The organism is Klebsiella sp. GG_Kp175, assembly GCF_040062325.1.
Lineage (GTDB): Bacteria > Pseudomonadota > Gammaproteobacteria > Enterobacterales > Enterobacteriaceae > Klebsiella > Klebsiella quasipneumoniae.
Genome location: NZ_JBEAFX010000001.1, coordinates 368,063 through 390,411 on the forward strand (window position 1 = coordinate 368,063; position 22,349 = coordinate 390,411).

General features: G+C 49.1%; 24 protein-coding genes. 20 read left to right on the forward strand and 4 right to left on the reverse strand.

The window, feature by feature from the left end:
- The first annotated feature begins 417 nt into the window (after positions 1-417).
- Positions 418-1,626: a hypothetical protein gene (locus ABLU73_RS01885; RefSeq protein ID WP_348850032.1), complete on the forward strand. Its 1,209-nt coding sequence runs from the start codon at positions 418-420 to the stop codon at positions 1,624-1,626.
- 385 nt (positions 1,627-2,011) lie between these two features.
- Here the strand turns inward: ABLU73_RS01885 and ABLU73_RS01890 are convergent, their stop codons facing one another.
- Positions 2,012-2,422, reverse strand: coding sequence for a hypothetical protein (locus tag ABLU73_RS01890; protein WP_348850033.1), 411 nt, complete (start codon positions 2,420-2,422; stop codon positions 2,012-2,014).
- A gap of 56 nt (positions 2,423-2,478) precedes the next feature.
- Positions 2,479-3,363, reverse strand: a complete 885-nt coding sequence (locus ABLU73_RS01895) for a winged helix-turn-helix domain-containing protein (protein WP_348850034.1) — start codon at positions 3,361-3,363, stop codon at positions 2,479-2,481.
- Positions 3,364-3,880: 517 nt separating this feature from the next.
- Between ABLU73_RS01895 and ABLU73_RS01900 the strand changes: the two genes are divergently transcribed.
- The 7 genes from ABLU73_RS01900 (at position 3,881) to ABLU73_RS01930 (ending at position 11,475) form a co-directional block, all read left to right on the forward strand.
- Positions 3,881-4,324 (forward strand): helix-turn-helix domain-containing protein, encoded by a 444-nt coding sequence (locus tag ABLU73_RS01900; RefSeq protein ID WP_348850035.1) that lies wholly within the window; start codon positions 3,881-3,883, stop codon positions 4,322-4,324.
- A 147-nt stretch (positions 4,325-4,471) separates the two neighbouring features.
- Positions 4,472-5,032: a fimbrial protein gene (locus tag ABLU73_RS01905; protein WP_348850036.1), complete on the forward strand. Its 561-nt coding sequence runs from the start codon at positions 4,472-4,474 to the stop codon at positions 5,030-5,032.
- Positions 5,033-5,077: 45 nt separating this feature from the next.
- A complete protein-coding gene (locus tag ABLU73_RS01910) occupies positions 5,078-5,809 on the forward strand; it encodes a fimbria/pilus periplasmic chaperone (RefSeq protein WP_348850038.1) in 732 nt (243 codons plus the stop codon).
- A gap of 34 nt (positions 5,810-5,843) precedes the next feature.
- Positions 5,844-8,381: a fimbria/pilus outer membrane usher protein gene (locus ABLU73_RS01915; RefSeq protein ID WP_348850040.1), complete on the forward strand. Its 2,538-nt coding sequence runs from the start codon at positions 5,844-5,846 to the stop codon at positions 8,379-8,381.
- A gap of 20 nt (positions 8,382-8,401) precedes the next feature.
- Entirely contained in the window at positions 8,402-9,568 is a 1,167-nt protein-coding gene (locus tag ABLU73_RS01920; protein WP_348850041.1) for a fimbrial protein, read from the forward strand.
- Positions 9,569-9,963: 395 nt separating this feature from the next.
- The gene (locus ABLU73_RS01925) at positions 9,964-10,608 is read left to right on the forward strand and encodes a LuxR C-terminal-related transcriptional regulator (RefSeq protein WP_348850042.1); all 645 of its coding nucleotides are present in this window, start codon (positions 9,964-9,966) and stop codon (positions 10,606-10,608) included.
- 48 nt (positions 10,609-10,656) lie between these two features.
- A complete protein-coding gene (locus ABLU73_RS01930) occupies positions 10,657-11,475 on the forward strand; it encodes an EAL domain-containing protein (RefSeq protein ID WP_348850044.1) in 819 nt (272 codons plus the stop codon).
- A 514-nt stretch (positions 11,476-11,989) separates the two neighbouring features.
- On the opposite strand, the gene ABLU73_RS01935 is transcribed toward ABLU73_RS01930, so the two are convergent.
- Positions 11,990-12,592, reverse strand: coding sequence for a site-specific integrase (locus ABLU73_RS01935; RefSeq protein WP_001305361.1), 603 nt, complete (start codon positions 12,590-12,592; stop codon positions 11,990-11,992).
- A gap of 398 nt (positions 12,593-12,990) precedes the next feature.
- On the opposite strand from ABLU73_RS01935, the gene ABLU73_RS01940 reads away from it, so the two are divergent.
- From ABLU73_RS01940 to ABLU73_RS01990, 11 genes are all read left to right on the forward strand, one after another.
- The gene (locus ABLU73_RS01940; RefSeq protein ID WP_348850060.1) at positions 12,991-14,091 is read left to right on the forward strand and encodes a hsdR; all 1,101 of its coding nucleotides are present in this window, start codon (positions 12,991-12,993) and stop codon (positions 14,089-14,091) included.
- A gap of 228 nt (positions 14,092-14,319) precedes the next feature.
- On the forward strand, positions 14,320-15,207 hold the full coding sequence (locus ABLU73_RS01945; RefSeq protein WP_348850045.1) for a GTPase: 888 nt from the start codon (positions 14,320-14,322) through the stop codon (positions 15,205-15,207).
- Between the two features lie 176 nt (positions 15,208-15,383).
- Positions 15,384-15,791 (forward strand): hypothetical protein, encoded by a 408-nt coding sequence (locus ABLU73_RS01950; RefSeq protein ID WP_048294088.1) that lies wholly within the window; start codon positions 15,384-15,386, stop codon positions 15,789-15,791.
- Positions 15,792-15,795: 4 nt separating this feature from the next.
- Positions 15,796-16,278 carry a hypothetical protein gene (locus tag ABLU73_RS01955; protein ID WP_228136721.1) on the forward strand — a complete coding sequence of 161 codons (483 nt, stop codon included), beginning with the start codon at positions 15,796-15,798 and terminating at the stop codon, positions 16,276-16,278.
- A gap of 84 nt (positions 16,279-16,362) precedes the next feature.
- Positions 16,363-17,181, forward strand: coding sequence for a DUF932 domain-containing protein (locus tag ABLU73_RS01960; RefSeq protein ID WP_348850046.1), 819 nt, complete (start codon positions 16,363-16,365; stop codon positions 17,179-17,181).
- Positions 17,178-17,441: a DUF905 domain-containing protein gene (locus ABLU73_RS01965; RefSeq protein WP_048294091.1), complete on the forward strand. Its 264-nt coding sequence runs from the start codon at positions 17,178-17,180 to the stop codon at positions 17,439-17,441. Before ABLU73_RS01960 ends, ABLU73_RS01965 begins: the two co-directional genes overlap by 4 nt.
- 75 nt (positions 17,442-17,516) lie before the next feature.
- On the forward strand, positions 17,517-17,948 hold the full coding sequence (locus ABLU73_RS01970; protein WP_048294092.1) for an antirestriction protein: 432 nt from the start codon (positions 17,517-17,519) through the stop codon (positions 17,946-17,948).
- A gap of 12 nt (positions 17,949-17,960) precedes the next feature.
- A complete protein-coding gene (gene radC / locus ABLU73_RS01975; protein WP_048294093.1) occupies positions 17,961-18,503 on the forward strand; it encodes a DNA repair protein RadC in 543 nt (180 codons plus the stop codon).
- Positions 18,500-18,721 carry a DUF987 domain-containing protein gene (locus ABLU73_RS01980; RefSeq protein ID WP_012543032.1) on the forward strand — a complete coding sequence of 74 codons (222 nt, stop codon included), beginning with the start codon at positions 18,500-18,502 and terminating at the stop codon, positions 18,719-18,721. The genes radC and ABLU73_RS01980 overlap by 4 nt, the downstream gene beginning before the upstream one ends.
- A gap of 25 nt (positions 18,722-18,746) precedes the next feature.
- Positions 18,747-19,103 (forward strand): type IV toxin-antitoxin system YeeU family antitoxin, encoded by a 357-nt coding sequence (locus ABLU73_RS01985; protein WP_094917351.1) that lies wholly within the window; start codon positions 18,747-18,749, stop codon positions 19,101-19,103.
- 20 nt (positions 19,104-19,123) lie between these two features.
- Positions 19,124-19,447 (forward strand): TA system toxin CbtA family protein, encoded by a 324-nt coding sequence (locus ABLU73_RS01990; protein WP_348850047.1) that lies wholly within the window; start codon positions 19,124-19,126, stop codon positions 19,445-19,447.
- Positions 19,448-19,823: 376 nt separating this feature from the next.
- Here ABLU73_RS01990 and ABLU73_RS01995 read toward each other — a convergent pair whose 3' ends face one another.
- Entirely contained in the window at positions 19,824-21,212 is a 1,389-nt protein-coding gene (locus tag ABLU73_RS01995) for an MFS transporter (RefSeq protein WP_264923609.1), read from the reverse strand.
- Positions 21,213-21,341: 129 nt separating this feature from the next.
- Between ABLU73_RS01995 and ABLU73_RS02000 the strand changes: the two genes are divergently transcribed.
- Complete coding sequence (locus ABLU73_RS02000) at positions 21,342-22,259, forward strand: LysR family transcriptional regulator (RefSeq protein ID WP_264923605.1); 918 nt, start codon at positions 21,342-21,344, stop codon at positions 22,257-22,259.
- Positions 22,260-22,349: the final 90 nt, after the last annotated feature.

Consider the following 22,349-nt stretch of genomic DNA (forward strand, 5'->3'; position numbering starts at 1 on the left):
CTCATCTCATGGCGTTAACCTTGTTGGCACCTTCGCCACTCTTGACCAGATGATTTTTAAAAATCTTACCATTTAAAGGCTCTCCCTCAGGACCTAACTCAGCGGCATAAAGGAGCCGTATTTAAGCCACTTTCCGCTATATTGCTGTAACAAATAGGCCAGAAAGAGACGGAGCAGGTGATTTGCAGAGAATTTAGGGCAACAAACCCAGTGATAATGGTATCTACAAGTGAGGTTAATAATTAAAAAACGACGATATACATCATAAAAGACGACGATTTATTGTATTAAAATCGAGTGGTTTCATACTAAAAAACAAACATGATAAACGTCAGAATTCGTACAGTTTAAGTGTGAGAATTGTGTGATCGGACGAGTGACAATTTCGATGTTGCAGCGAGTTGGGAGGAGCGAGGGATGGCAGGCCTGAAGGATGACTTTAGAGTGTTTGACTTACGCCGGGAAGACCTGGCCTATGAGAGTCCTAACCAAAGGTGGGGGGAAATCAGCCATCAATATTTCTTTGTTGGGTTTGAGCGCCTGGAGGAGGATGAAAGGCCTGGTAAGGATGAAAAGTTCAAAGCTCGCTTCAGGATGTTCGATATGCTGGACAAACTTTATCTGAACCAGGCGACCAGCGATGGGCAAGAGTTTAGAAGACCGAAGACGAAGTTTCGTGATTCTCAGCCAATCCACAGCGAACAGTTAGAGAAAAAGTGGAAGGATGCGCTTGTAAAAGCGATATCTGATAAAGAGAAGGCATTATCTTATCTCAGCGAGAACTATCGGAAGGTTGTAAGAAAGCATCCTCAGGTTGAAATGTTGACTCTGTGTTTTTATTTACCTCTTGATAAAGGTGAGAAGATGCTGAACATACGGAGGAAAAAAGATGACTCTCGTTTCAGACTACAACTCGCTGAACTTGAACGACGCTTTACCTTGATGAGGAAAAGGATAATTGCGGATCCGCTTTATAAAGCCGCCTGTGGTTATTCGCGAGTGATACTGATAAATGCTAGATTTGAGCCTTTCTATCTGGTGAATTTCTTTTTCAAAAAACATCCAGACAGTCGGATAGACAGCTTAGTCTCATTAGACATTTACAGGAAATGGGTACAATCGGGTAAGAAAGAAAACAAATCTGGTGAGCAGGTTGGATATTATTGCTTTAAGGATGCATCCCGACCACATGTTCCAGAAGACAGTGGGCTATTTATTCGCAGGCCAGACCGAGTAATCGATGTCGGCCAAATTTCAGACCCGATCTTGTTCGTTTTATCAGAAGAAAGAAAATTCGAAAACAACCGCAAAGATTATCTGGCTTTCTTTCGCCTTCAGGCCCAAATCTATAATGTTATTCCAGGTGCACGAACCCTGACATGTTCTGACGATTTTACCTACATCAATGCAGCCGAGAAGAAACGCAGAAAAGCCAAAAAAGAAGACCTGAAGAAGAAATCCAAAACAGCATTACCTATCACTGAAACTTCAGCTATACCCGGAAATGATATCCATGATAAAAAGGGCTCTCCCGAGTTGGCTTACCTGTTCGACGAAATAAATGATGAGTTGCCTTCAAACTTTGAAGAGCATATCTTCGGGATTTTAAAAGAGGATAAGCCGTAACAATCCTTTGAGTGGTAGCGGATCGACGTCAGAAAATGAGCCAGTGGCTATGGTTTCTCAGGCAAATGCGGCACATAGTTGAAAATTCAACCAGCCACCAGGTGTCATTTCAGTCATGTTACTGGATAGTTCAACGTCTGCTATGAGCGAGGAGCGGACGTTCGCTTTTGGCTAACTTAATCTACATGCCGGAGGACCTCTAAAGGAGAATGGTTCCTTTTGCAGGGATACTTATAAGTGCAGCACGAATTTCAATTAGAGCGAACATCTCATGAGCGGCCGATACCATACCAAATGCTTCCAGAGAAATTCGTCCTATTCTGAAATCATCACCTACTGACGAGCCTGAAGGGTAAACAGGATAATGTTGCTGATAAGGCTGTAATCACCTACGGGGAATTTTTTTACACAACATCAGAGGAATTCCATTTTGTATAATCAGATAACTCCCGTCATTCTGTTGGCGGAACTGATAGACATAATCCACATTTTCGCTGGTGACTGAAAAGGGGAGCAGATGACCGAATTTATCATTAATATTCCCCTCCCGGAAAGAGGCTTTATTGCCGGTGAAGCGGACATGATAGTCCTGACCATCCCTCTGGTAGATAATACCGGTAACTGATTTGACCGGCGTACGAACTCCGGTAGGAGAGAGATAGTCTCCGGTAATTTGCACACTGCCTTTTTCACGGTAAAGGTATAGCGTGACTGTTGCATGAAGGCTGTCCTTATCAACATAACTTTCAAATGCAGACACACAATGTATAACTTGACGGTCTGCTTTTTTTTTCATAATCACGGCTGAACCGGTCGAGACGACAAGTAAAACTAGTGCAGTAATAAATATGGTTATTTTAATATTCTGAGATATCCGGATCTGCATATCCTTTGTGCCTTATCTTGTGTGTTGCAGGAGAGATAAAATATTCCATGCTTATAGTTTGACGCAGTAATGTATCTCAGTGGGAATACTCTGCAGTCCGATGTGAGAGTTGGCCATGTATTTAGAATGCGTTCAGTTTCAGACGAGGTCAGGGCTCTTCTTTCATTAAGGTAAATATTACATTCTGAACGCGTCTGAAAATAAACGTAGTCATCTGAAAAGTCGTCATAAAAGGTATTGCCAAACTTGTCAAACCCCAATGCTAATATCGCTGCGGCCAGTATAAAGAAGATACATGCCGCGGGGATGAGGAGCCTGAATAGCAAATGACCTACAGGACGTCCGCCTGAGACGGAATCCTCTTTTTCCATACCTGTCGCCTGCCGACTTTCAACCAGAGGGTCGGACTCGCAATCAGTTACCGGTATGCTCTCATTAAATCTGAAACCTTTTCTGGGTACAGTAATAATAAATTCATCGGCACTTTCAGAGACAGTCCGCAGGGCCTTACGGGCCAGTAGTATATTCTGGTATAGCGTATTAGGCGAGACCTCTTTCCAGCCATCTCCCCAGCCTGCTTTATACAGTTCTGCCTGACTGATTATTTGACCTGGTGCGTTTAACAGCATCTCAAGACAGCGGGCGCACGGCACGTTCAGTGTTTCCTTGATGTCATGGCGGGTCTGACTGACTAGTTCGTTCCGTCCGCTGTGGAAAGCAAGCCTGCCATCTATGTCAAAAATTTTATTCACAACACCTGCCTGCTTTACATTTATCTCGCCTCCATCATAGTCCAACCCTGCCATAGCTGCCATAGCTGCCATAGCTGCCATAGCTGCCATAGATGCCATCAAGACCTCAATTAATCTCAACTTCAAATAAAAAATTCATTTTTTTTCGTTTAAATTCAAAGGGATGGTTTTTTTTATTCTTAAGTTAACACTTAACTGTCTTAATTGAACTGTTGATGTCTGTACGCGACAGCCACAGGTGGTAGCATCCAGTCAGACAGAAAATCCTGGCCGGGCAGAAAAACAAGTCTCGCGGCACAGTGGCACAGCAATAGTGAAGGGATGGAGGAAAATTCTGCAAATAAAGAATAATAAGAATTAAAAACTTCATTGATGTAGGCATCTATTGAAGTGGGTGGAGTGATTAAAAAAATGAATTTTATAGAGAAAAATCTCTCCAGTGTGTGTTTTTTTAGTATTTAAAACCAACATTATGATTGCGTGTGGTTGATTCAATTTATGATATTGATATGTTTGATATTAAATTTCACATGAAAGTAATATGTTGCAAAGGTTATTAAGTGCTTCTACTCCCGTTCTACGGGATGCGAGACTGGAATGAAGGAGATACTTATTTATGCGAAAATTTGGATATCTTCTGGGAGATGACAGTAATGGCGTGCTGGTTTTGCAGAAAAACAGGGTGCTGATTCCACTTGATTCCAGAAAGATGAATCAGAAAAATATTTATCTTCGTCAGACGATGTTTAGGTTACTTGAGTTTTTGCTTGAGAAAGGAAATTCAGGTTTGCTTCGCGATGAGGTTATTATGAGGGCTGTATGGGAAGGCTATGGCTTGAAATCCTCCGCCCCACGTTTATGGCAGGTAATGAGTGAATTGAGAAAAAAGCTAAACGTACTCGGTGCTGATAATGATTTTATTATGCGAGTGGAGGGAAGAGGCTATATGGTCAATGCCGCAGATTATGAACCCATATATATACGCGCATCGTATGAACGGTTTAATCATTTTTTTCTGGGTAGGTCAACGAACACTGAATTTATAAAGTCGGTGAAGTAACTCGTCTTACATTCAGAAATACAGAAATACAGAAATACAGAAATACAGAAATACAGAAATACAGAAATACAGTCGTCATGGACTGTGGCGGGATGCTTTTCGTCAAAAACATGAAATCATGAAAATCACTAATTAAGGATAATTGCTATGAAAAAAACACTGATGAGCACTTCACTCATTGCCGCTCTGGCTATCTCCGCGTTTTCTGTTAACGCGGCTTCAACCGGCACAATCACCTTTAATGGCGAGCTGACCGACTCCACTTGCGATGTTGACGTCAACGGTCAGGGTGCGGACGCCACTGTTGTACTGCCAACTGTGAGCGTTAACCAGCTGACTGCCAGCGGTGAAACCACCGGTCGCACGTCATTCAACATGAACCTGACCAACTGCGTCGTGGGCACTGATGGCGGACACACCAAAGTGGCTGCATTCTTCCAGCCGGGCACCACCGTTGACCTGAGCACTGGTCGTCTTCTCAACGTCAGCGGCACCGCAACTAACGTTGACCTCGAATTGCTGGACGCCACGGGCAACTACTCCGCTATCAACGTCGGTAATACCGACCAGATAAACAACACTGAGTACGTCAATATCCAGGCTGATGGCTCCGCGTTGTTGCCTTACGCCGTTCAGTATTACGCCAACGCGCAAACCACTCCGGGTACGGTGGTCAGCAGCGTTGTTTATAACCTGCAGTACAAATAATAGGCGGGTCAGGGGTGCGTCCCCTGACTTCCCGGAGAATTGAAGATGTCCCTGAACAGACAAACCTATTTTAAGGCGCTGCTGGTGTCACTCACTGTACTGTTTTCTGCACACGCCACTGCCAGCGTTACCGTCAGTGGTACGCGAATAATCTACAACAGTGCGGAAAAAGAAATCAGCGTCAAATTGAAGAACAACGGAAAAAAACCGGTTCTCGTTCAGAGCTGGATTGACAACGGGGATGAAAATGCCACCCCCGAACGTATTGATGTTCCGTTCACGCTGACTCCGCCAATTAACCGTGTCAACGGAGAAAAAGGCCAGACATTGCGTATCGGTTATACAGGAACCAGATCTCTTCCGAATGATCGGGAGTCCGTTTACTGGCTAAACGTAATGGAAATTCCGGCCGTAAACGAGAAGGAGGCTAACCGACTGCAGATTGCCCTGCGCACGCGTATCAAGTTCTTTTATCGTCCGGTTGCCTTGGCGAGTCGGGAAAAAGCGTCAGAGGCGGCGGAGAAGGTCGTATGGTCAGGCAGTAAAGGTACCCTGCAGGCCCGGAATGACTCTCCCTACTATGTGTCCCTCGCTTCGGTTACCGTCAGCGCACAGGGTAAAACCCACTCTGTCGACGGGAAGATGATCCCCCCAAAGGGCCAGATTTCGTTTTCCGACAGCAGGCTACCGGCTCTTACTCAGGGTGCAGTCATCCGCTATGAGTATATCAACGACTGGGGGGCAGTCAGACAGAAAGAAAGCCGTCATGGAAATTGAAACGGTTAGCCCATTAATAACAGGAAAGTGAAATATGAGCCGCATCTTTTGTTATTCTTTATTGTACATATCCGTCATGGCTACTCTTTCGAACTGTGCATTTGCCGGTGTCGTGGAGAACACTTCAGAAGACCGCGTGCGTCAGGAGTCGTTTCGTTTTGACCCCATTTTCCTGGATGCCAGCGGCGGTCAGCGGGTCGATCTATCTCGCTTCGAGCACGGCAGCACCATGCTGCCCGGCACATGGAGCACAGATATCGTGGTCAATGACGAACTGGTCGCCAGTGGAAAACTGACGTTTACCGAACAGCCTGACCACCAGGTGACCGTCTGTATCACCGGTGAAGTTCTGAAAAAGATCAATCTCAATTATAGCTCCCTGCCTGACAGCCTGAATCAGGCCTTGCGCAGGGGAGACCCCTGCTACGACCTGGTAACGCTCATACCCGGGACCACGCTGAACTATGATTCGGCAGACCAGAAGCTGGAGTACTCCATTCCTCAGGCCATGATGCGCAACACCCCGCGAGGATACGTCAGCCCGGCTCTCTGGGATGCTGGAATACCGGCGGCGCTGATGAGCTACAATGCCAGCACCTACACCACCCGCTCTCACGGGCGGGATTACAGTTCCTCATATGTCGGACTGAACGGGGGTGTCAATCTGGGGCCATGGCAGTACCGGCACAGCGGCAATTACAGTTGGCAGGAGAACGTCGGGAGCGACTACCAGTCACTGGAGAACTATGTCCAGCGGGACCTGACGTCAATCATGGGCCGCGTGCGCTTCGGGGAGACGACTACCGGCGGGCAGCTGTTTGACACCCTGTCATTTCGCGGCATTGAAGTGCTGAGCGACGACCGGATGCAGCCCCAGTCTCGGCGCGGTTATGCGCCTGATATTCGAGGAATCGCGCGGACCAACGCGAGGATCAGTGTCCATCAGAGTGGCCGACTTATCTATGAGACCACGGTTTCTCCGGGGGCCTTTGTTATCGATGATCTTTACCCCAGTGGTTACGGTGGCAACCTGGACGTTACAGTCACGGAGGCCGACGGCTCAGTTCAGCGTTTCCAGATGCCTTATGCATCGGTGACGCAACTGCTTCGACCAGGGGCGCACCGTTACGATGTACTGGTCGGAAAGCTTAATGACCCGTCAGTCTCTTTTGACCCGACAATTTATCAGGCCACCTACCAGCGCGGTCTGACTAATATATTCACCGGCTACGGTGGCGTTCAAGGCAGCGGTTCGGACTACTACGCGCTGATGCTGGGCACCGCAGTAAGCACCCCGCTGGGGGCTTTCGCTGCGGACGTGACCCAGGCGCGCGCACATCTGAAGCAAAGTTCGGTAGGGGCTTCCAGCGGGCAGAGCTACCAACTGAGCTACAGCAAATATATTCCAGACACTGACAGTAACCTGACCATCGCAGCCTACCGTTTCTCGACGGCGGGATATTACGATTATCGCACGGCGATGCAGGCGATTGATGAGGAAAGACAGCACCGGAGCATCAGAAACATCTGGCGTCCGAAGAACCGGTTCAATATCACTCTTAACCAGGGGCTAGGAGACAGTATGGGCCAGTTGTACCTGACGGGTTATACCCAGGACTATTGGAACAAGAGTCACTCGGATCTGCAGTACCAGGCTGGGTACAGCAACTATATCGGTCGAGTGAGCTTCAACCTCAGTGCCAGCCGCGTGCGTAGCATGAACGGGCACATGGAAACGAACATGCTGTTCAATATGTCAGTACCGTTGGGTAGCTACGACAGCGGTAACGTACCGACGCTCAATGCGGGGATGACGCGGAACAGTAACGGCATAGTAGGTCAACAGGCGGGCATATCCGGGACATATGGGGATGATCACCAGTTCAACTACGGTGTGACCGGGAGCTACTATAACAAAAATGTGGGCAGCAGTGTGGTGCTGAATAGCGGCTGGCGTTCGCCTTACAGCCACCTGTCTGGCAGTTATGGAACCGGAAAGGGCTACCAAAACCTGAGCCTGGGCGCGAGCGGGACGGTGATTGCCTGGCAGAACGGGGTAGTGGCTACCCCATACACGGGAGACACGTTTGCAGTTGTGGAAGCTCCGGGGGCAAAAGGGGCGAAGGTCGGCGGGTATCCGGGTATCCGGGTAGACGGCTTCGGCCATGCGGCCATCCCGTATCTGAACCCCTATGAGATGAATGAGATAAACCTAGATCCGAAGGGGACATCGCAGGGTCTGGAATTCAGCAATACTTCAGATCGGGTCGTGCCTCTATTTGGTGCGGTGAGTCGGATAAGTTTTAGTACGCGGGAAGGTATTCCGCTGCTCATCAACCTGCGCGATGTACAGGGTAACCCACTGCCGTTTGGCGCGGACCTGCTTGACTCGTCAGCTTCAGTGGTAGGGAGTGTAGGTCAGATGGGGCAGGCGTATGTACGGGTAGAGAACCGTGAGGATACGCTGACGGTGAAGTGGGGAGACGGTCCCGGACAGCAGTGCAAGTTCAGTTACCGGACCAGAGAAAGCGACACAACCTCGTTCAGCAAGCTGGACGCTACATGCAGATAAGCAGAGAGGAGAGAACGTTAATGAGAATCAAACCAATGAAAAGCCTTCTGGTCCTGTTCCTTTTCTGGGCGGGACACAGTCAGGCTGCAAGTATTACTTGTAGAGGAGATAATGCCGAGACACCAAAAGTCCAAGTATTTACTCTTAACGATGTTGTTTCTGTGGGGGAAGATCTTCCTGTCGGAACGACGGTCTATAAGGCAATCGTGAACTCAGGGCAGGCTGGTGTGGAGTGCATATCTTTTGATCAGAGTGCAGAAGGCATCGAATTTTCTATACCAAGCCGCCTTGAATTTATTAGCAACCCTACCAGTGTAATCCCAGGCATTACCGAACCGTATGGAGCAGAGATTTACGAGACCAATATTCCTGGTATTGGTGTATCATTAACGTATCTTGCTGCTGGTAGTAGATTACCTTTCGTAGGGGCTGAATTATCACACAAAATAGATGTTTTGAATGCGTGGTCGCGGAAGTCCAATGCTCCAGCATATCGCCTACAATTAGTAAAAACGGGGCCTATATCACCTGGCCTAGTTAATGCGATAAACTTTCCGCAGATAAAAAGAACTATTCTCCAACCCAATGCACCGACAGATTTTAATTTTCTTGGGTTTCCAATGTCTGAGTCAATAATGACATTTAACGGGTCAATCCAAATTGTAAAAAGTACCTGCCAGACAGAAGTGACCGATAAGGTTGTGGATCTAGGAAGCCATGATGTGAATGATTTAACAAGTGAACGTGGTCTCCTTACAACGCCATGGAGGGATGCCAGTCTACGTTTGATAGGTTGTCAGTTCTCTCCTGGATATTACTCGCATGATGGTTATGAAATTAGTACAGGCCCTGGTAATGTCCCACAGGGCTCGCCTGAATTTAGAAATACGGTCAGGTTATCTCTTAAAGCAATGACTTCTGTTTTTAGACCAACTCAGGGGATTATAGAGTTGACTCCGGGTTCAGACAGTGCAACAGGTGTAGGAATTCAAATTGGACTCAAAGACAGTACGTCTAGTACCGGGTATAGAGTATATAATTTTAATAGTATTGAAAAGGTCTTTAGGCCTTCATCAGATGCACAAAGCCTAGATATACCTCTGATTGCAAGATATGTATCTACGAGTGATGTAATAACCCCTGGGAAAGCAAATGGCGCTGTAGTTTACACTCTGAATTATTACTGATTATTTATTACGTAGGAGACGTATAGTGATTGTGTCCGGATGTTTCCAGGGGATGTATTAGAGCGTGGTAACGACAGGGTGGCTGAAATTGTTATCCTGTTACTGGTTGCTTATTCTAACGTGAAAAATACTGTGTGTAGGGAAGGGTTGCGATGAATCCTTTCATAACAAACGTTTTTCTTTTATTCATTGCCGCTTTTGATCTTTGGTGCGCTCTCTTATAAAAGTCAGGCTAAAATTATGCAGAGAATCTTATATCACAACAATATTAATTGATTGTAGTGAATATGCATTTCTCTATGTTCACGGGCATCTATATTTCATGCCTGCCAGTCTTCCCACTGGCACAACTGACTACGCCGTTACATGAACATGAGGGTATTTAAGGGGGTAATATGAATACTCAAGATTCAAAAGATGAGATTCTAAATGTGGTGAGTTGCACTGTTGTTATTCTAACTAGGAATTATTATCTTTTTCATGGCTTAAAATCGCTAATTGATGTGCTTGCGCCAGAATTTTTAAATAGATCATCAGTATTGTTTGATGTGATTAATGTAAAGGATCTGAGTACAGCGATGACGAAGGACTATCTTCCAGGAGGGAAATGTATTCTTATTTCAGATTATGATGTTCGTTTTTGTATTGACGAATATCACAATATCATGCTGGACGTTCTAAAAAAAATCTCAGGAATAATCATAATGTCTGAGGATATTACAGTTCATGGCGGGGGAGCATTTATTCTTGCGAGGAAAATAAAGCTAGAAGATATGAGGAGGGATTTGTTTGGTATTATTCAGTTAACCACGACTGGACGAGTCCGACCACCTGTAAACATCCTAGCTTATTTAAATGATCGAGAAGTGAAGATTTTTAATCTTATTATTAGGGGGGTCGAGCTTAAACATATAGCGTTAGAACTGAATATACACATAAAGACTTTATATGCTCACCGTAGGAAATTATATATTAAAGCGGGTGTAAATAGCCTGCAACAGCTGCATGCGCGTATTCCAGTATTTTCAGCAGGGGTATAAAGTATGTTTGTTGAGGAAAATTGATTTATTGACAGTACGGGGCTGAATATGAAGACGATTCCACAGAGATTTCATACCGATTGTAATGGTGTCCTGATTGAACAGCAGATGTATCGATCGCTGAAATCTAATGATTTTTATCTGGTAATGCAGCCAATTGTCAGACTCGATGCGTGGGACGAATGTCTGGAAGGTGAATGTCTGGTTCGTTGGCAGCATCCACTGCTGGGGGCCATTTCACCAGACATTTTTATCCCCATTGCAGAAAAAAACGGCCTTATTACAGACCTGGGCCACTGGATTATAGAGAACGCATGCCGTGAGTTGTCCAACTTCATTGCCCGTGGTGCAGACCGTGATTTCAGGATGCATGTAAATGTGTCATCACTGCAACTGCAGCAGGCCTGTTTTGCAGAGGATGTTCTTGGCGTGATGAAAAGATATGACCTGCGGGGGCATAACATGTGTATCGAATTAACCGAAGGGGTTTTACTGAAAGATACTCAGACTGCGCACAGACATGTGAGTATTCTGCAGGCTGAAGGGGTGATGATATCTCTGGACGATTTCGGGACGGGTTATTCTGGTCTCTCTTGTCTGCATTCCCTGCCATTCGACCAGATTAAACTCGACCGCCAGTTTATCCACAATCTTTTGGTTAACGAGCGCAATGAATCTATTGTTGCCTGCGTCATCACCTTAGCCCGAAGCCTGGATGTGACTCTTGTTGCAGAAGGTATTGAAGATCAGGCAACTGCAGAAAAATTACGAGAAATGGGCTGCGTACTGGCCCAGGGATATCATTATGGGCGTCCTCAACCTTTTAGCGACTGGAAAATAATGGCTGAGTCGTCAAAAACCGTATAAACCTGAGTTGCAGTATGATTTGGTTAATAGCATGCAACTGATTGGAAACTGCTGATGGGTGCTTGCCACAAAATACTGTTTTACCGAATTCCTGAGACAAACATTTACGGCGGTATTGTTAACGAGTCGCTGGAAATATCCCTCTGAGAGAGAACGGCTTAATTGAGTTGCGCTAATAACTGATATTGTGCTGTATCGTCAGGATGCTCGAGTTTCGTTTCCTTGGGTGGGGGGAATACTCTGCGCATAAACATAATTCAGTTACTAAAATAGGTCTGTCTATCCACGAGAGATTGCCGATCTGATAGCCAGTATACAGGCAATTGTGACGAAAACTGAATCATCAACAGCCGCAGGGCAGCAAGATAAGCAGGACACAACGAAAAAAACGCTACCAGCCTGCTTACCTTATAAATCCATTCAGCCCGCGTGACTTACTCCACGTTGATAAACATATTGTGATACCAGCAATGGCCGTTTTTGGCACAGGACTGCTGTTGCAGCCTTGGCAACCTTAGACTTCAATCGATTCAGAGATCTCTAACGCATCATCGACTTCAATGCCCAGATAACGGACTGTGCTTTCCAGTTTCTTATGGCCTAACAGAAGTTGGATCACCCTGAGATTCTTAGTTTTCTTGTAAATCAGGTAAGGTTTTGTTCTTCTCAAGGAATGTGTACTGTAAAGCGAATCTTCGAGACCAAGTTTTGCTACCCACCCATGAAAAATTCGGTTGTATTGCCGGGTTGATATGTGTTGGTTAGTACCGACCCGAGATCGGAACAAATAGTCTTTACTGCGTAAATTGCCAAGCTTTATCAATGCAGAAACAGCTTCTCTTGTCCCTTTGGTTATCTCAAATTGGACAGGGCTGCCGGTTTTCTGTTGTAGAACCGTAGCTCTGCTTGAAACAGAGCTACCATATGCAACATCAGATACTTTGAGTTTGACCAGATCACAGCCTCGAAGCTTACTGTCCAGGGCCATGTTGAACAGAGCTAAATCGCGCGTTTTACCTTCCAGTTCAAGTCGGATTCGGATACCCCAGATATGAGATATCTGAAGTGGTCTTTTTTGGCCTATGATACGGTCTTTGTTCCACGGTGACGTGTTCATACTCAAATCTCCTGCAATGTGGGGGTTTTGAGTATGGTTGTCCTTATGAGCGAGGAGCGGAAGCTCACTTTAGGGCAATCTAATTCACATGTCAGAGGATTTATAAAAAGAGAATAGTGCAGATTTTAGGGATACTTACACTTGCTATGGCATACTTTTTGGGACCCCATCAGTTTAGGGATCTGAATCGCCACAGCTTTGGTAGGCACCTGCTTTATGGTCACGTGCACCCGAAGATCCTGCGGGTACGCATGGGTCACGAAAAGTACGAGTCTACAGAAGTTAATTTACGGTTTTTTGCGCTCGATGTGGCTGCCAGCTACCAAGTCCAGTTTACACTGGATACAACTAACGCGCTGTAGCAACTGCGTGGTGGAAGCTGATTAAAGGAGATAATGATGTTCGATGTTGACGATACTGCACCCGATACTCCCGACCCCCGTGAACTCAGTCAGGATGTGCAGGCGCTGATCAACAATGGTCTGGATTTTCTGGATAAAGCCCGTGAAGAGTTGGAGGCCTCGAAGCCGAAGTTCTCCGTCGTCAGTTTCTGGACTGCGGTCGAGATTTTACTGAAAGTTCCGCTGGCGCACGAACACTGGTCGTTGGTCTGCAGCCCGAAAAAGCCAATAAAAAAGCAGGCTTACCTAGCCGGTGATTTTCAGTCGGTGACCTACGAAGAAACCCGTGAAAGGCTTAAGGACGTACTTGAAAGACCCCTAGACCGAGAAACGGACAGTGCTTTTGATAAGGTCAGAAAGCACCGCAACCGCGTAGTTCATTTCTACCACCCCACTTTCACCGAGGCTGAACAACGTCAAATACTCAAAGAACAAGCTGACGCCTGGTTTGCCCTGAACCGGTTATTAAGGGATGAATGGAAAGTTATCTTCGGTGTCAAACATAATTGGAAGCTGGCTTTCGGTGAAACTCGTCTGATTAGGGGAAACGAATTTTATGCCGAGGTGCGGTTTAAACAGGTTAAGCCTGAACTCGAGCAGCTCTCTGAAAAGAATATTCAAATCGGTAACTGCAATGAGTGCCATCAGCATGCGACGGTAACAGGGACTGAAACGACCGGTAATGAAAACCGTAAGCTTGAAGTTACGCGGTGTAAGGTTTGCACCAGTGCTGTAAGGCAAATTACCCTGGTTTGTCCAGACTGCGAAATACCTCAATTGCTACCTGAGGGAGATGGTGATTTTGAATGCGAACACTGCGACTACACTTCGGATAGGTATAAACTGCTGGATGAGAAGTTGTTCCACAGTGTGGATGAACAGCTACTCTCCGTATTTCCTGCTGGATGTACCAATTGCATGACTCCTGAAAGCGTATGTAAATTTGGAGACGGCTATCTTTGCACTCAGTGTTTCATCTATTACACCGAGCTTCATGTATGTGGTTGTTGCGGTCACCTGAGCGATAGCGTTCCTGAACTGAGCCATATCCGAGGATGTGAATTTTGTGATGGTGACCAACGTTATTTTGATGACTGAATTACCATACATAATCTAGGCTCTTCAGGGATGGGTTGGACTGTCCGCTCCTGGCACAAAGCAGACCCACATAGCTATTTCACTAGCCTTCATCCAGTGTTCGCTTAAACCGATTGTCAGAGCTGAGATCTAAAATTTAGTCAGTTATATATCATCTTACTGAATACCTTTACCTTTCTCTTCAACAGGCCATCTCCACCGGATGGCCTTTTTCATTCAGAGGCCAGCATGAAACATCTCTCGGGCTACGCCCTTATCCGCCGTCACCTGCGGCGCTATCCACGCTCACTACGACAGCATTTGCTGAAAGAACTCAATCAGCTCGTCACGTACGAACCAGTGATTGGCATTATGGGTAAAACCGGCGTCGGCAAATCCTCAATGTGCAACGCGCTGTTCCGTAGCGAAGTCTGTTCCGTTAATGCAGTGGAATCCTGTACCCGTCAGCCACAGCGTGTCCGGCTGCGTTTTGGTCAGCATTATCTGACGCTCGTTGATTTACCAGGCGTGGGTGAGAGTGTTACCCGCGATGGCGAATACCGCGAGCTGTACCGGGAACTGATGCCACAACTCGACATGGTGCTGTGGGTTCTCAAGGCCGATGATCGCGCATTTGCAGTGGAAGAGCAGTTCTATCAGGATGTTTTCGCAAGGTACTGCGGGGCGTTACCGCCTGTGCTGTGGGTGCTCAATCAGGTGGATAAAATTGAACCTGCCGAGCAGTGGAACTGGTCGTCGGCCCAGCCCTCGGCGTTACAGGCGGAGCGTATTGCACAGAAACAGCAGGCGGTGGCCCGGCTGTTAGGTATCGCTGAGCAGGATATTCTGCCGGTTTCGGTCCGGGGACGCTATCGTCTGTCGCGTCTGGTGGAGGCCATGATTACCCTGCTCCCAAAGCAGACCCGCAGCCCGCTGGTACCGCACCTTCAAACCGGCTATCGCACACAAGTCGTTATCAGCAGCTCCCGCACCGGCTTTGGCGAGGCGGTCGTGGAGGTGATTGACCGCATCATTGATTTGGCCCCGCTGCCGCAAGTTGCCCGCTCGGCCCTTCAGGCCGTGACGCATACCGTGGCCCGCGCCGCCCGCACGATCTGGTCCTACTTCTTCGGTTGACTTTCTCCGTACATCCCACATTTCGATAAGTTTTTTGGTTCATACACGATCGAAATTCTCGATCGACCCGATCGGATATCTTCATTATCCAGGCGAAAAAACCGCTTATAAAATCCCCTGGCAGACATTCACTGAGTAAGCGCGACAGCGCACCTGTCGCATCACAAGGAGCAAATATGAACATGTTCTCTGCTGCCGCCGCCGTAATCACATTACTGGCAGGCCTCGTCTCATCTGCGGTAAGCGCAGAAAATGACGCCATCAAAGTCGATATCCAGAAAAGTGGCTGGGAGTGCAATGACTGTGTCTACGTCACTGTGACTGCCCGCACGGAGCGGATTCAGATAAAAAATATCGATGTAAACCGGGGCAAATGCCCGCAGCTGAAGCAGGGCGTGACCACCATTCAGGGTCAGAAGATGGAGGGGTGGTGGCCCAATAAAGACCCGTTCACGCCCCGTACGATGCAGTTTGCTGACAGTCTGACCTGGCGATTTGGCAACACGCTCTGGCAGAAGGGTATTACCTGCAATGTTATTGAAGCCCGGATATTCACTGACCTGGGCGTATTCACTTACAGCTGAAACCATGATGAAAATAAAACAAACGACCCAAAAGATTGTCTCGTTGCTGATACTGGCCTGCCTCGCAATGAGCGCCGATGTGTCTGCGGCACCCGCCGGGAATGAGTCCCGACTGATTACAGATGAGGCCGGATATCTGGTCTGCCATCGGTGTGGCCCGGAACACAAGGACAGCTATCTAATGGCGGAGTATCCTGCGGGCTCGCGGGAGAAATCCGTGAATTATCACCTGGTCCGGGATATGAGTCGCTACACCTTTCTGATGTCTTCGGATGCCCCGGCGACTGCGGCGAATCAGACGCCGGATTTCTGGTACATCGATAAGCAATCATCCACCCCGGCGCTGAACAGCATTGTCTTTGACGACGATAATTCGGCACTGTCATCCGCAGAGCACATCACCGTGACAGAGGCTGACGGCCAGACCCGGCTCAACGTTATTTGGGCGAACGGGAAGCGGAACATCTTCATTCTCGATAATCCTTAAACCCCATCAGATCAGCATCACACCCGACGCCCTGCTCATTCGAGTGGGGCGTTTTCTTTTGTGCCTTCAGATAAGGAAACAACCATGAAATTAGCCAGCCGTTTTGGTGCGGTGAACCTCGTTCGCCGTGACCGCCCGCTCACCCACGAGGAGCTGGCGCACTATGTGCCGAGCGTGTTCAGTGAAGACAAGCATGAATCCCGCTCAGCACGTTATTCATATATTCCGACCATCACCCTGCTTGAAAACCTGCAGCGTGAAGGGTTCCAGCCCTTCTTTGCCTGTCAGACCCGCGTGCGGGACCCCAGCAAACGTGAACACACCAAACACATGCTGCGCCTGCGCCGTGAAGGGCAAATCACCGGTAAGCAGGTGCCGGAAATTATCCTGCTGAATAGTCATGATGGGTCCAGTTCCTATCAGATGCTGCCGGGACTGTTTCGTGCTGTTTGTCAGAATGGGCTGATATGCGGGGAGAGTTTTGGAGAAGTACGTGTGCCGCATAAAGGCAACGTGGTGGAGAAAGTCATTGAAGGGGCTTATGAAGTGCTGGAGATATTTGACCGGGTGGAGGAGAAGCGCGATGCCATGCATTCACTTCTGCTACCGCCACCTGCTCAGCAGGCGATGGCGAAAGCGGCACTGACTTACCGTTTTGGGGAAGAGCATCAGCCGGTCACGGAGTCACAAATTCTTGCGCCACGCCGCTTGCAGGATGAGAGCAATGACCTGTGGACCACGTATCAGCGCATTCAGGAAAACCTGATTAAAGGCGGTCTGTCCGGTAGAACGACCAAAGGCAAACGGGCCCATACCCGCGCAGTGAAAGGCATCGATGGGGATGTGAAGCTCAATCGTGCCCTTTGGGTCATGGCTGAAAACATGCTGGAGCTCGCATCATGACCGCGCAGAAACAAAAGGGCCAGAGCCTGCTTCCGGCCGGACCTTTTACCCGCCAGCAGGCGGAGTACGTCAACGCGGCATACCAAAACATCTTCATCGAGGATGACCAGGGAAGCCATTTTCGGCTGGTCCTGCGCGATGCGGATGGCCGGATGGTTTGGCGAGCCTGGAACTTTGAACCGAAGGCCGGGACCGGGCTTAATGCGTACATCCGGGACTACGGCATCCTGCAGGGCCCTCTCAGCCGCCTGCCTTATTAACCACATTGCCACGCTTTCATTTTTCCCCTGACCCGCCAGCCTGAACCGCTGGCTTTTTTATTACCGGAGAAACCCATGAATGACACCACAACTGAACTCACCATTTCCGTCGCTGTTGTTGCCGATGAGTTACGCATCGGCTTCTGGCCGCAGCACTTTGGCTCCATCCCGCAGTGGATAACCCTTGAACCTCGCATTTTCGCCTGGATGGACCGGCTGTGTGTCGATTATCACGGCGGTATCTGGCGCTTTTCGACGCTCAGTAATGGAGGTGCTTTTATGGCTCCAGAGTCAGAGAGCGATGAGAAGTGGTCATTGTTCAACAACATGAACGGCAATGGCGCAGAGCTTACCAGTGAAGCTGCAGGGATAGTCGCGTGCCTGATGGCATACAGCCACCATGCCTGTCGTACCGAATGTGACGCGATGACTGAGCATTATTATCGCTTACGTGACTACGCGCTGAACCATCCGGAATGCAGCGCCATTATGCATCTCATTGACTGAGGCATACCGAACATGAATACCGCAATATCCCCACCGTTATCGCAGCCTGAACTCTTTCCGGTGTCGGTCATGGCTCAGCATGGTTGCCTGCTCCCCGCGACATCCGGATTGACACCCTATGCCCAACGGACCATTCGCCGGGCTATCAACCTGCTGGATAAATATCTGCGCCAGCCCGGCATATCTTTTACCTCAAGTACTGCTGCCCGTGACTGGCTTCGGTTACAGCTGGCAGGACAAGAACGGGAAGTGTTTATGGTGCTCTATCTTGATAATCAGCATCGTTTACTGGAGAGCGAAACGCTGTTTGCCGGTTCAGTTAACCATGTCCAGGTCCATCCCCGCGAAGTAGTGAAGTCAGCGCTTCGCTTAAATGCTGCAGCTGCCGTGCTGGCGCATAACCATCCATCCGGTGATCCCGAGCCCAGCCAATGCGATCGCAATATTACGGGCAGGCTTAAAGATGCCCTGGCACTGGTTGATGTGAACACGCTCGATCATCTGGTCATCGGCTCAGAGGGCATTGTGTCGTTCGCGGAGCGAGGCTGGATATGAAAATCATCAGTAAACGCCAGGCAATGACCCTGTACCGGCAACATCCTGGCTCCCGGCTGTTTCGCTTCAGTACAGGAAAATATAAATGGTCAGGCAGTATCTGCCATTATGCTGGCCGCGAGGTGGAAGATATACGCGGCGTTCTGGCCGTATTTGCTGAACGCCGTCAGGACCGCAATGGTCCCTATGTCATTCTTCGAAGTGTCACTCTCAATTAATCTTTCCCTTTAATCAGGAACAATAATGAACAATCACTCAGAATCTGGTGACAAGCCGGAGAATCCAGCCTGCCAGCAGTGGGGGCTAAAGAGTACGATCACACCCTGTTTTGGAGCTCGTCTGGTGCAGGAAGGCAACCGGGTGTATTTTCTCGCTGACCGGGCCGGATTCAACGGTGCTTTCAGCGACGATGACGCGCTGCACCTGGATCAGGTCTTTCCGTTGATACTCAAACAACTGGAGCTGATGCTCACCAGCGGAGAACTCTCTTCCCGGCATCAGCACTGCGTCACGCTATATCACAACGGACTAACGTGCGAAGCCGATACTCTTGGTAGTTGCGGCTACATATATATCGCCATTTATCCCACTCAACGTTAATTACCTTCACGAGAGAAAACATGAAACCTCAACCTGCAACAACTTCGCGGGCGGTAAAGCCCTGTCTGTCGCCCGTGGCAGTGTGGCAAATGTTACTGACACGCCTGATTGGACAGCACTATGGCCTGACACTGAACGACACGCCGTTCAGTGATGAAACCGTAATTCAGGAACACATTGATGCCGGTATCACGCTGACTGATGCCGTGAATATTCTGGTGGAAAAGTACGAACTGGTTCGTATTGATCGCAGAGGGTTTAGCTGGCAAGAACAAACGTCATATCTCACGATTATTGATATCATGAGGGCCCGCTGCGTTCTGGGTTTATTAAATCATAATTAGTCTGATGCTAATGGTGTCGCTGCTTTCGCAGTATGCTTGCCATTTGCTATCATCTCGCTTCCTGCTGATTTATCGACAAAGGTAATTACTTGAATTCAAAGTCTCTGTGCTTTGGGGGTATCTTTGGGGGTGTAAGTTAAGATATAACTTGAAAATTCTATATTTTTCAGGTTCTTGTTGGGTTTGTTCTACTCCCTTCGCCCGCTCCAAACTCAACTCTCCTGAAGTCTATTAAACTCAATTTCCCCTTGATAAATAAGCGGTTATAGCTTTCTGTTAGTCTATTGAACTCCGACGGAGGACTCCACTTTGGTTGCCGGATCGGCGTTTTGCGCTGCTGGCGCTGGAGTCGTAGCGTTTAGTGATATTTTCGCACTTATCCTGTTTCCGCAGGATGAGTGATTTTACGCAACCGGCTCGCGCTGACGACGACCGATACCGCAGAGGCCGCGGCGGCGCTCCACAGCGCAACATGAGTTGCCCTTTCATCTGCTGCCAGCAGAACGGCTACGGCGGCGGCTCCCAGGCACTGCCCGAAAGTGCGCATAATGGATAAAACACCGGACGCATAACTCGCGTGCTCACGAATAACGTTTGAGAGCATTTCCCGGTTATTGGGACTCTGAAAGCAGCCAAAGCCTATTCCGCACACCAGACTTCGCAGGCAGATATCCCACATTGAAGGGCTGGCGGGTAACGTCGCCAGCAGGATCAAACCGACGACAAATATCACCAGCCCCAGAGTGGATATCGCCGGGGCTGATATCGTGTCCGCCCAACGGCCTGCATGCGGCGCAATCACCACGATCCCTAACGGCCACGGCGTAAACAGCAGGGCAGACACTACCGGACTGTAGCCGTATTCGCTCTGAAACAGGAAGGGTAGCGCAATAAAGGTGATCCCCTGGCTGACAAAAGCAATCATCGACGTGAAAGCCGCGAGGGTAAAACGTTCATTTTTAAACATGGTCGGCGGCAGTAAGGGATGACCCGTGCGGCGGATTTGCCAGATAAAAGCCATGCCGCTCAGCGCAGCGAGGGCCATCCAGCTAAGGCTGCCGAATTGATAAGTGGCGTTCTGTAGGCTGTTCGCCGCCATGATCGTCGAACCCAACAGCAGCGCCGACAATATGGCGCCCAGGGTGTCGAAGGGCGCCTGTATACGGATCGCATCCCGCGGCAGCGCTCTGACCGCCAGCAGTAAGGCGAGGGTGCCGGGAAGAACGTTTATCGCAAACAGCCATTGCCAGCTCAGGGTGTGAAGGATCGTACCACCCAATACCGGGCCGATAGCGGAGCTGGAGGCAATGAGCAGGGCATGGAACCCCAGAATGCGGCCAAGTAATCGTCCGGGAAATACGGACCTGAGTATTGCGGGGGCAATACTCAGCGTTGCCGCGCCGCCGATCCCCTGAAGCACGCGCATACCGATAAGCACTTCGGGCTTATTCGCCAGCGCGCAACCCAGTGATGTCAGGGTAAAGGTCGTCAGGCCCGCCAGAAATACGGGGCGATAACCCAGACGGGCCGCAAGCGCCGCGAATATCGCCAGCGTCATCGCAGCCGCCAGCAGATACCCGTTGGCGAACCAGACGGCAATACCGGCAGGTACTTGCATCTCCTGAGCCATTGAGGGCAGGGCAATGTTGATCATGGTGCCATCAAACACGCCCATTAAGGTGGTGGTCATTATTGCGGCCATCACCCGTGCGCGCGCCGGCCCAGGCAGTCCTTCGTCGCCGGGTTGGCTGGAAAAGAGCGTCATCATTTGTCCTCTGAGAAGAGTGTATGGATGACAAAACTATAAAGATGGCTTTTACTGGGCGGAAGGCGCACTATTTTCACTTTATTGTTGCATCAAACGCCTTATCTTAATGTGCTGGGAGAAAGGGTAATGTCTGATCCCGATTTTAATTTGCTGGTAGCTCTCGACATATTGCTGAGTGAAGCGAGTGTCGCAGGTGCGGCACGTCGTCTGAACCTCAGCACCTCGGCCATGAGCCGAACATTAAGCAGATTACGCGATGTCACAGGAGACCCGATTCTGGTGCGCGCCGGGCGTAACATGGTACTGACCCCGTGGGCCGAAGCGACCCGGGATAGCGCCAGGCGTGCAGTGCACGAGGCCAGGGCAGTATTGCAGCCCTCAACGGAAACGTTCTGCGCGCGAAGTCTGGCGCGTCTTTTTACCATCAGGGCAAACGATGGTTTTGTGGTGGCGTTTGGGCCTGCGCTCATCGCAGCGGTTGCCGACGCCGCGCCTGACGTCTGTATACGCTTCGCGCCTAAGCCGGAAAAAACGTCGCGCTATCTTCGGGAAGGGCTGGTTGATCTGGAGATTGGCGTTCAGAGTAATATGGGGCCAGAAATACGGCTGCAACGACTGTTTGAGGATCGGTTTGTTGGCGTCGTGCGTAAAGGGCACCCGCTGGCTAAGCAGGCAGAAATAGGCGTGGGTGATTATGTCGCCTGGGGCCATGTGGTAGCGTCACCCGAGGGCGCGTTGCACGGATCCGTTGACGATGCGCTGGCCGAACTGGGGACAAAACGTAAAATTGCGAGCGTCGTACCGGGATTTCCGACAGCACTGTCCGTGGCGCTGGAATCGGATCTTATCGCCATGATACCCGCACTCTATTTACTCAATCAGCAGGTAACGGACCAGGTACACGTTTTCGAGCTGCCGTTCAAAAGCCGTCGTATTACGGTATCGCAGATGTGGCACCCAAGGATGGAACGCGACCCCGGTCACCGCTGGCTGAGAAAGCAAATTCTTGCGATATGCGGTGGGGGGAGGTCAGTCATGGCCTGACCAAATAGACATGTCCGCGCTACAGTCTCGCCACAGCGATCGCTGCTTTCAAAGGATGAGACTCATGACGGCATACGGAACGGAAATTTT

Bases quoted from the DNA above. Each gene is read 5' to 3' on its own strand.
- ABLU73_RS02000 (WP_264923605.1), top strand. From the start codon at position 21,342: ATGTCTGATCCCGATTTTAATTTGCTGGTAGCTCTCGACATATTGCTG.
- ABLU73_RS01990 (WP_348850047.1), top strand. From the start codon at position 19,124: ATGAAACCTCAACCTGCAACAACTTCGCGGGCGGTAAAGCCCTGTCTG.
- ABLU73_RS01985 (WP_094917351.1), top strand. From the start codon at position 18,747: ATGAACAATCACTCAGAATCTGGTGACAAGCCGGAGAATCCAGCCTGC.
- ABLU73_RS01980 (WP_012543032.1), top strand. From the start codon at position 18,500: ATGAAAATCATCAGTAAACGCCAGGCAATGACCCTGTACCGGCAACAT.
- ABLU73_RS01960 (WP_348850046.1), top strand. From the start codon at position 16,363: ATGAAATTAGCCAGCCGTTTTGGTGCGGTGAACCTCGTTCGCCGTGAC.
- ABLU73_RS01905 (WP_348850036.1), top strand. From the start codon at position 4,472: ATGAAAAAAACACTGATGAGCACTTCACTCATTGCCGCTCTGGCTATC.
- ABLU73_RS01995 (WP_264923609.1), bottom strand. From the start codon at position 21,212: ATGACGCTCTTTTCCAGCCAACCCGGCGACGAAGGACTGCCTGGGCCG.
- ABLU73_RS01940 (WP_348850060.1), top strand. From the start codon at position 12,991: ATGTTCGATGTTGACGATACTGCACCCGATACTCCCGACCCCCGTGAA.
- ABLU73_RS01915 (WP_348850040.1), top strand. From the start codon at position 5,844: ATGAGCCGCATCTTTTGTTATTCTTTATTGTACATATCCGTCATGGCT.
- ABLU73_RS01955 (WP_228136721.1), top strand. From the start codon at position 15,796: ATGATGAAAATAAAACAAACGACCCAAAAGATTGTCTCGTTGCTGATA.
- ABLU73_RS01945 (WP_348850045.1), top strand. From the start codon at position 14,320: ATGAAACATCTCTCGGGCTACGCCCTTATCCGCCGTCACCTGCGGCGC.
- ABLU73_RS01900 (WP_348850035.1), top strand. From the start codon at position 3,881: ATGCGAAAATTTGGATATCTTCTGGGAGATGACAGTAATGGCGTGCTG.
- ABLU73_RS01965 (WP_048294091.1), top strand. From the start codon at position 17,178: ATGACCGCGCAGAAACAAAAGGGCCAGAGCCTGCTTCCGGCCGGACCT.
- ABLU73_RS01970 (WP_048294092.1), top strand. From the start codon at position 17,517: ATGAATGACACCACAACTGAACTCACCATTTCCGTCGCTGTTGTTGCC.
- ABLU73_RS01910 (WP_348850038.1), top strand. From the start codon at position 5,078: ATGTCCCTGAACAGACAAACCTATTTTAAGGCGCTGCTGGTGTCACTC.
- ABLU73_RS01950 (WP_048294088.1), top strand. From the start codon at position 15,384: ATGAACATGTTCTCTGCTGCCGCCGCCGTAATCACATTACTGGCAGGC.
- ABLU73_RS01885 (WP_348850032.1), top strand. From the start codon at position 418: ATGGCAGGCCTGAAGGATGACTTTAGAGTGTTTGACTTACGCCGGGAA.
- ABLU73_RS01925 (WP_348850042.1), top strand. From the start codon at position 9,964: ATGAATACTCAAGATTCAAAAGATGAGATTCTAAATGTGGTGAGTTGC.
- radC (WP_048294093.1), top strand. From the start codon at position 17,961: ATGAATACCGCAATATCCCCACCGTTATCGCAGCCTGAACTCTTTCCG.
- ABLU73_RS01930 (WP_348850044.1), top strand. From the start codon at position 10,657: ATGAAGACGATTCCACAGAGATTTCATACCGATTGTAATGGTGTCCTG.
- ABLU73_RS01895 (WP_348850034.1), bottom strand. From the start codon at position 3,363: ATGGCATCTATGGCAGCTATGGCAGCTATGGCAGCTATGGCAGCTATG.
- ABLU73_RS01890 (WP_348850033.1), bottom strand. From the start codon at position 2,422: ATGAAAAAAAAAGCAGACCGTCAAGTTATACATTGTGTGTCTGCATTT.
- ABLU73_RS01935 (WP_001305361.1), bottom strand. From the start codon at position 12,592: ATGAACACGTCACCGTGGAACAAAGACCGTATCATAGGCCAAAAAAGA.
- ABLU73_RS01920 (WP_348850041.1), top strand. From the start codon at position 8,402: ATGAGAATCAAACCAATGAAAAGCCTTCTGGTCCTGTTCCTTTTCTGG.